Source organism: Aliivibrio sifiae, from assembly GCF_002954705.1.
Lineage (GTDB): Bacteria > Pseudomonadota > Gammaproteobacteria > Enterobacterales > Vibrionaceae > Aliivibrio > Aliivibrio sifiae_A.
This window is the reverse complement of sequence record NZ_MSCO01000003.1, coordinates 270,542-272,895: the sequence shown is the minus strand read 5'-3', so window position 1 is coordinate 272,895 and position 2,354 is coordinate 270,542. Positions and strand designations below refer to the sequence as shown.

General features: G+C 44.4%; 2 protein-coding genes. Both read right to left on the bottom strand.

Going from position 1 to position 2,354, the window contains the following annotated elements:
* Nucleotides 1-159: 159 nt before the first annotated feature.
* Nucleotides 160-1,797 carry a chaperonin GroEL gene (gene groL / locus BTO22_RS18620; RefSeq protein ID WP_105056787.1) on the bottom strand — a complete coding sequence of 546 codons (1,638 nt, stop codon included), beginning with the start codon at nucleotides 1,795-1,797 and terminating at the stop codon, nucleotides 160-162.
* 40 nt (nucleotides 1,798-1,837) lie between these two features.
* Nucleotides 1,838-2,125, bottom strand: a complete 288-nt coding sequence (locus BTO22_RS18615) for a co-chaperone GroES (RefSeq protein ID WP_060993308.1) — start codon at nucleotides 2,123-2,125, stop codon at nucleotides 1,838-1,840.
* Nucleotides 2,126-2,354 lie beyond the last annotated feature (229 nt).

Below are 2,354 nucleotides of genomic sequence, written 5' to 3'. Positions count from 1 at the left end.
TGATCGCTGAAATTACAACAACTACAATCGGCTCCTCCCCCTTAATAAGGGGGAGGCTGGGAGGGGGTGTTCTTAAAACATATACAAAAAAACCGAGACATCTCTGCCTCGGCTCTTCAAACACATTACACTATAAAGTGAATTAGTTTATGGGGACGTTTACATCATACCGCCCATTCCACCCATGCCGCCCATATCAGGCATAGTAGGACCAGAATCTTGTGGCTTGTCAGTAATCATCGCTTCAGTTGTGATCATAAGACCCGCAACAGATGCAGCGAACTGAAGTGCAGAACGCGTAACTTTAGTTGGGTCAAGAATACCCATCTCGATCATGTCGCCGTAAACGCCAGTTGCAGCGTTGTAACCGTAGTTACCTTCACCAGCGCGAACGTTGTTAGCAACTACTGAATCTTCTTCACCCGCATTTTTAGTGATTTGACGGATAGGCGCTTCCATTGCACGGAGTGCTACACGGATACCTACGTTTTGCTCTTCGTTGTCGCCTTCAAGGCCAGCAACTTTAGATGCAGCGCGGATAAGTGCAACACCACCACCAGCAACAACACCCTCTTCAACCGCAGCGCGAGTGGCGTGAAGTGCATCTTCAACACGGTCTTTCTTCTCTTTCATCTCAACTTCAGTCGCAGCACCAACTTTGATTACTGCAACACCGCCAGCTAGTTTAGCTACACGCTCTTGAAGTTTTTCTTTATCGTAGTCAGACGTTGCGTCTTCGATTTGTTGACGAATTTGAGTAACACGGCCAGAGATGATTGTCTCTTCACCAGAACCATCGATGATAGTTGTTGTTTCTTTCGTGATAGTTACACGCTTCGCTTGACCAAGATCTTCAAGAACTACTTTTTCAAGCTCTAGACCAATCTCTTCAGAAATTACAGAACCCGCAGTTAGAACCGCGATGTCTTGTAGCATTGCTTTACGACGATCACCAAAACCAGGCGCTTTAACCGCAGCAACTTTAACGATACCACGCATGTTATTCACAACTAGAGTAGCAAGTGCTTCGCCTTCAACATCTTCAGCGATGATAAGAAGAGGGCGAGATGCCTTCGCTACAGCTTCTAGCGTTGGAAGCAATTCACGGATGTTTGATACTTTTTTATCAACCAGTAAGATGAATGGGCTTTCTAGATCAACAGAACCCGCTTCTTGGTTGTTTACGAAATATGGAGATAGGTAACCACGGTCAAACTGCATACCTTCAACAACGTCTAATTCGTCTTGAAGTGCTTGGCCTTCTTCAACAGTGATAACACCGTCACGACCTACTTTGTCCATTGCTTCAGCAATAAGATTACCAACAGTAGAGTCAGAGTTTGCAGAGATAGTACCTACTTGCGCGATAGCTTTTGTATCAGCACATGGAACAGACAGCTCTTTTAGTGCTTCAACTGCAGCAACAACTGCTTTGTCGATACCACGTTTAAGATCCATTGGGTTCATGCCAGCAGCAACGGCTTTTAGGCCTTCAGCAATGATAGCTTGAGCAAGAACTGTTGCAGTTGTTGTTCCGTCGCCCGCCGCGTCATTCGCTTGCGAAGCCACTTCTTTAACCATTTGTGCGCCCATGTTTTGGAACTTGTCTTCAAGTTCGATTTCACGCGCAACAGAAACACCATCTTTAGTGATTGTTGGTGCACCAAATGATTTATCTAAAACAACGTTACGGCCTTTAGGACCCAAAGTTACTTTTACCGCGTCAGCCAGAACGTTTACACCTTCTAGCATTTTGATTCGTGCATCATTACCAAATTTAACGTCTTTAGCAGCCATCTTTAATTTCCTTTTTAAATTCTTTTCTTAATATCGTTTATTATTCAACAATCGCTAGGATGTTAAATTCAGACATGATCAATACTTCTTTGCCTTCGATCTTCTCAGCCTTGATATTGCCTTCTGCAAAGATCACTGAATCGCCAACTTTTACGTCTAATGGTTGTACTGAACCATTCTCTAGAATGCGGCCTTTGCCAACAGCTAGAACCGTACCACGCGTTGATTTTTCAGCCGCTGAGCCAGTTAGCACGATGCCACCTGCAGATTTTGATTCAACTTCTTGGCGTTCAACGATCACACGGTCATGTAAAGGACGGATATTCATTGGGCGTCTCCTGATAATTTTCCATTTAAGAATAAAGTGCCATGATTTGGCTTTGATTTATTAATGGGGTTTTTAGGGGGGGATTGCAAGGGTTTATGATGTAAATATTTAAAGGAAAGAGCAGAGTTCAGATCGGTCGCAGGCTCCCTTGTAGAATTCAGAGGTGATCGTTGTGATTACAGCGAATGATGCACTGTCCCCTCCCTTTACTAAGGGGAGGGTTAGGGAT